Source organism: Acinetobacter sp. UBA3025, assembly GCF_002367915.1.
Lineage (GTDB): Bacteria > Pseudomonadota > Gammaproteobacteria > Pseudomonadales > Moraxellaceae > Acinetobacter.
In genome coordinates this window covers 1-6082 of the sequence record NZ_DFDO01000180.1, presented here as the reverse complement: position 1 = coordinate 6082, position 6082 = coordinate 1, and the positions used below count along the sequence as shown (strand labels likewise).

At 43.1% G+C, this 6082-nt stretch carries 4 protein-coding genes and 1 pseudogene; 3 read left to right on the top strand and 2 right to left on the bottom strand.

Translation table 11 applies throughout. The features are described from left to right. On the top strand, positions 1-334 hold a 334-nt coding region (locus tag B4J23_RS07540), incomplete at its 5' end, for an O-methyltransferase (protein ID WP_414631568.1). A gap of 16 nt (positions 335-350) precedes the next feature. On the opposite strand, the gene B4J23_RS07535 is transcribed toward B4J23_RS07540, so the two are convergent. Beyond that, positions 351-557, bottom strand: coding sequence for a KTSC domain-containing protein (locus B4J23_RS07535; RefSeq protein ID WP_004784043.1), 207 nt, complete (start codon positions 555-557; stop codon positions 351-353). A 294-nt stretch (positions 558-851) separates the two neighbouring features. Then, the gene (gene ahpC, locus B4J23_RS07530) at positions 852-1415 is read right to left on the bottom strand and encodes an alkyl hydroperoxide reductase subunit C (protein WP_004784041.1); all 564 of its coding nucleotides are present in this window, start codon (positions 1413-1415) and stop codon (positions 852-854) included. A gap of 362 nt (positions 1416-1777) precedes the next feature. Here ahpC and hrpA point away from each other — a divergent pair, with 362 nt between their 5' ends. Both hrpA and B4J23_RS07520 read left to right on the top strand, forming a co-directional pair. After that, on the top strand, positions 1778-5722 hold the full coding sequence (gene hrpA, locus B4J23_RS07525; RefSeq protein ID WP_291359721.1) for an ATP-dependent RNA helicase HrpA: 3945 nt from the start codon (positions 1778-1780) through the stop codon (positions 5720-5722). Positions 5723-5752: 30 nt separating this feature from the next. Then, positions 5753-6082 (top strand): annotated as a pseudogene (locus B4J23_RS07520) (beta-ketoacyl-ACP synthase III); the annotation flags it as partial.

Genomic DNA, 6082 nt, shown 5'->3' with positions numbered 1-6082 from the left:
TGCAGAAAGAGTTGCGCAGGCCGAGCAGTATGCAAATCAGCTAGGTCTGGATAATTTGATTGATTTTAAAGTGACAGATGCCTTGTATTATCTGCAAGCTGAGCAGGACGTATTTGATTTTATATTGTTAGATGCGGAACGTGATGCTTATGTGGATTATTGGACCCATTTGGCCCGATTACTCAAGCCAAAAGGTGGAGTATTACTGGTGGATAATGTGATTTCACATGCTGCGGAAGTAGAAGAATTTATTCAGCTCATCCAGCAGGATTCAGGTTTTATCATGAGTACATTGCCGATTGGAGCTGGCTTACTCATGGTGACTTATCGTTAAGCAGAAATTAGTTAAATTAAAACAGGCAAACTCGGTCGAAATGTAAGTTGTATTCAAGATATTTCTGTACAAAGGCCATTTTATCTTGTCGTCTTAACAGGTTGTCATAAACAAATTCGGGAACAGGATGGTAGAGTTCTATATCGCCATTGCTATAAATGATTTTCAGGTGGCGGCTAGAAGGACTATAAGCCCATGAGATCACGGTTAGCAGTTTTTGCATACGTTTTCCTCCACTGAATATTATTATCTTATGTTTTGAACTTATGCCAACTGACATTGAAGATGTATAACTGAATTGTAAGCATAAGTAGGGGATTGTTATAAAGAGGATGCAATATGCATGCCTGATTTTTATATGATCTTTAAAGTGAAAAATAAAGATTTGGCAGGATGGCTTTAGATAGAAGAAAAGGGAAAATAAAATGTTTGGCCAATAGAGCAATCAAATAAATGTTCAAATAAAAAAACCACGCTAAAAGCGTGGTTTTTTTGAATCAGTTCAATCTAAGGCAGATTAGATTTTACCAACTAGGTCGATTGAAGGAGCAAGAGTTGCGTCGCCTTCTTTCCATTTAGCTGGGCAAACTTCGCCTGGGTGAGCGTGTACATATTGAGCTGCTTTAACTTTACGAAGAAGTTCTTGAGCATCACGACCGATACCGCCAGCGTTGATTTCAACGATTTGGATTTTACCTTCTGGATCGATCACGAAAGTACCACGGTCAGCAAGGCCGTCAGCTTCGATTAGTACGTCGAAGTTTTTAGCAAGAGTCCAAGTAGGATCGCCAACCATTACGTATTGGATTTTTTTGATTTCTTCAGAAGAATCGTGCCAAGCTTTGTGAGTGAAGTGAGTGTCAGTAGAAACTGAGTAGATTTCAACGCCTAATTTTTTGAATTCTTCGTAGTTGTCAGCAAGGTCGCCAAGTTCTGTTGGGCAAACGAAAGTGAAGTCAGCTGGGTAGAAGAATACTACAGACCATTTACCTTTAAGGTCAGCTTCTGTTACTTCGATAAATTTACCATTTTGGAACGCAGTTGTTTTGAACGGTTTAACTTCAGTATTAATTAAGCTCATCATTGTCTCCATGATTGAGGTTTGTATTTAATTTCCAATAGGGTACAGAAATTATTTTTCTTGCTGAAACAGTATTTTTACATAACATACATCGGAAAAACCGAATTAAGCTAAAAATAAAACACCATCAGCACAAACAGCATTGCTCTTGATATAAATGATTCAACCGTAGAATGGTGAATACATCATGACAAGACTCACCCCGATTTAATGCCTCTTCAGACATGATGCCGCAAGCAGTAAAATTCAAGGGCAAAAATTAAAAAATTATAAAAATATTCAAAATGGCCGTTCTTTCGCTTAGGGGCAATACAGCGTAAAATAGCTGCCTATTGTCTTTTTTTATATCAGGTGTTTTCTCAGTGCAGAGTCCTTTAAATGTAGATCAGCTCGTTATGGCGCGTGACCGTCATCGTTTAAATCGACTCCAAAAAGGTAAAGATGCCAACCAAAAGCAATATCAAGAATTATTTGAAAAATCGCATGCCAAAGTCATGCAGCGTATCGAACGCATTCCCAATATCAAGCTGAATCAGGATCTGCCTGTTACCCAGTATGCAGACAAGCTGATTGAAGCGATCCAGCAACATCAGGTCATTATTGTGGCTGGTGAAACCGGTTCCGGTAAAACTACGCAATTACCACAAATCGCCATGCTGGCAGGTCGAGGCCTGACTGGTCTGATTGGCCATACCCAGCCACGTCGTCTAGCTGCGCGTAGCGTCTCACAGCGTATTGCAGAAGAAGTTGGCGAGAAACTGGGTGAGTCAATTTCCTTTAAAGTCCGTTTTAATGAACAGGGCTCGCAGGATTCGATCGTCCGTTTGATGACGGATGGTATTTTATTGGCAGAGCTGGCCAATGACCGGTTCCTGACCAAATACGACACCATTATCATCGATGAAGCCCATGAACGCTCGCTGAATATCGATTTCATCATGGGTTATCTCAAGCAGCTGTTACCGCGTCGTAAAGATTTAAAAGTGATCATTACCTCGGCAACGCTGGACGTAAACCGTTTTAGTAACTACTTCAATGGTGCGCCGATCTATGAAGTGGAAGGACGTAGCTATCCGGTAGAAGTGCGTTATCGTCCAATTTCTGAAATGAGCATTGTCGGCAGTGATGACGACGAGTTTGATGATTTTGAAGAAAATCTGCCCCGTGCAGTGGTTGCAGCAGTAGAAGAATGTTTTCAGGATGCACAGGAAAAAGGTCATCCTGAACATGCCGATATCCTGATTTTTGCCAGTACCGAACAGGAAATTCGTGAACTGCAGGAAACCCTGATCAAGCATGGTCCACGCCATACTGAAGTGTTACCACTTTACGCACGATTAGCATTAGCAGAACAGCAAAAGATCTTTAATCCATCCGGTGGCGCTCGGCGGATTATTATCGCCACCAACGTAGCAGAAACAGCATTAACTGTTCCGAATATTCGTTATGTGATTGATAGCGGTTTTGCCCGTATTTCCCGTTATAACTATCGTTCACGGGTGCAGCGTTTACCGATCGAAGCGGTTTCTCAAGCTGCTGCCAATCAGCGTAAAGGTCGTTGTGGCCGTATTGCGCCAGGTGTCTGTGTTCGTCTGTATAGTGAAGAAGACTTTTTAAGTCGTCCTGAATTTACCGAACCTGAGATTAAACGGACTAATCTGGCATCGGTCATTTTGCAAATGCAAAGTCTGGGTTTAGGCTCACTGGAAGATTTCGATTTCATTGAGCCACCAGATCACCGTCTGGTCAATGATGGTCGCAAGCTCTTGATTGAGCTTGGGGCGATGGTGGAGAAGAGTAAAGCCCCTCTTTCTGAAAGAGGGGTTGGGGGAGATTCTACTAATCCTCCTAAATCCTCCTTTACGAAAGGAGGACTTCAAGGCAAGGGAGATTCTCTAACCAAGATCGGTCAGCAAATGGCAAAAATGCCAATTGATCCACGTCTGGCTCGAATGATTCTTGGCGGTGCGCATTTTGGTGCGCTGAATGAAGCTTTGGTGATTGTCGCGGCGCTGGCAGTACAAGACCCACGTGAACGTCCTGCGGATAAGCAGATGCAGGCTGATCAGAAACATGCCTTGTTCCGTGAAGCAGATTCAGATTTCCTGTTTTATATCAAGCTCTGGGATATCCTGCATAATAACCGTGAAAGTATGAGTGAAAACAAACGCCGTACTTTTGCACGGAATCATTTCCTGAGCTGGTTGCGTCTGCGTGAATGGAAGAAAACTCATGAGCAGCTGGTGGATCTGGCTAAAGGCTTAAAACTGTCCTTTAATGAAAAGAAAGCTAGTTATGAAAATCTCCATCGCGCTTTATTGACCGGCCTACTGTCTTTTATTGCTAACAAGACTGATGAACGAAATGTATTTATGGCAGTCCGTCAGCAGAAAGCACGAATTTTCCCGGCATCAACGCTACACAAGACCAATACACCGTGGGTGATGGCTTTTGAAATGGTCGAAACCTCACAAGTGTATTTACGGACTCTAGCGAAAATTGAGCCGGAATGGATTCTGCTAGCTGCGCGTGACTTGCTGAAACATCACTATTTTGAGCCGCACTGGTCGAAAAAAGCAGGTGTCGTCAATGCGTATGATCAGATTTCGTTATTCGGCCAGATCGGAAGAGCGAAGCGTCCGGTCAATTATGAGAAAGTGGATCAGCCTGCTGCGCATGAAATCTTCCTGCGTGATGCACTGACCACTGGAAATCTCGGTATTAATCCACCATTCCTGAAGCATAATCTGCTGAAACTGGAAGAAGTGGAACGGGTCGAAGACAAACTGCGCCGTCGTGATCTGGTGGTGGATGAAGAAACCATTTACCAGTTCTATGCCTCCAAAGTACCACCTGAAGTAGCCAGTCGCCGCAGTTTTGAAGACTGGCGTGCTACAGTAGAGCCACATGATCCACGTTATCTGTTTATTGATGATGATGCGCTGTGGCTGAATGATCGTCCAACCACACAACAGTTTCCGGATTATTTACGTAATGGTGAATTGCGTCTGGCGACCAGCTATCGTTTTGACCCAAGTCATGATGAAGATGGTGCAACGGTTAAAATTCCGCTGCAGGCTTTGCCGCAGGTCGATGAAAATATCTGGTCATGGGGGATTCCGGGCTGGCGTCTGGAGCTGATCGAAGCTTTATTAAAGAGTTTACCTAAAGATAAACGCCGTAGTCTTGTGCCGATTCCAGATACTGCGAAAAAGCTGGCAGCCCGTATTGATGCAGTCAATTTACGTGAGCATATTTTCAGTTTTCTGGCTTTCCAGTTGCGTGGCGAGCAGATTACAGAAAAAGATTTTAGCCTGGATCGGGTTGAGCAATATCTCTTGCCTTTGATCAAGGTGATAGATGAAAAAGGTCACGTGATTGAACAAGGCCGTGATCTGGCCGAGCTAAAAGCCCGTTGCCGTACTGAAACTCATAGCCCGGTGAAACAGTTAAAAGGTGAATTTAAAACCTTCCCGGAAAACTTTGTCTTTGAAGCATCGCAGAAAGTGACGGGTGTAGTCGTTAAGCAATATCAGGCACTGGTTCCTATCAAAGACTTTGCTGCACTGGAACAGAAAGATGAATCTGGTGTCGTGATTCAGACCTTTAATGATCAGGCTGAAGCCGTCAAACAGCATCGTGAAGGGATCATTCGGCTGGTGCATATGCAGCTCGGAGATCTGGTGCGTCAGCTGAAAAAACAGATTTCCAAACCGCTGGCACTGGCATATTCACCGCTTGGCGATAAGGCCCAACTGGAGCAAATGTTAGTTTATGCAACACTGCACCTGTCAATTAATGAGCTGCCTGTCAATATGCAAGAGTTCCAAAAGTTGGTAGAGGATGTAAAAAAATCTTTCCTGACTCATGGCCAGACTGCACTGAAAGAAATAACGGATATTTATATCCAGTGGCAGGAAATTCGTCGTAAATTACTGGTTTTAGACCCATCTATATTTGGAAAAAATATTGATGATATTGAGGATCAGCTTGATTTGATGAGTCTTTCTGACTTCGTTTATCGGAAACCTTCCGACGTATGGTCAGAATTTCCACGTTATTTGAAAGCCCTGATCTTGCGTTTAGAGCGCTTGCCAAATAACCTACAGAGGGATGATTCCGCCATTGACCAAATTGATCCGTGGATGGAAAAATTATTTAAGTTTAAAAATGACGCTCGCCTTAAAGAATTGTATTTTATGGTTGAGGAGTTAAGGATCTCATTGTTTTCTCAACCGATGAAAACGAAAACACCCGTTTCTCCAACTCGCCTGCAAAAAGTATGGGAACGTCTTGGAATCAGTTAAGATATAGGTCATTTTGAGAAGGAGTTTTACATGGGCATCCGTATTACGGGTACTGGCTTGTTCCATCCGGAAGATGTCATTACCAATGAAGAGTTAGTTGAAAGTTTAAATGCTTATGTGGAACTGTATAATCACGAAAATGCAGATAAAATCGCTGCAGGCGAATTAGATGCGCGTCGTGGTTCTAGCGCAGAATTTATTGAAAAAGCGTCAGGCGTACAACGCCGTTATGTATCAGAAAAAACTGGCATCCTCGATCCAAAACGTTTACGTCCAAATCTACGTGAACGTTCAGATGATGAAATTTCCCTTCAGGCAGAATGGGGCGTGATCGCAGCAAAACAGGCGATGGAAAATGCC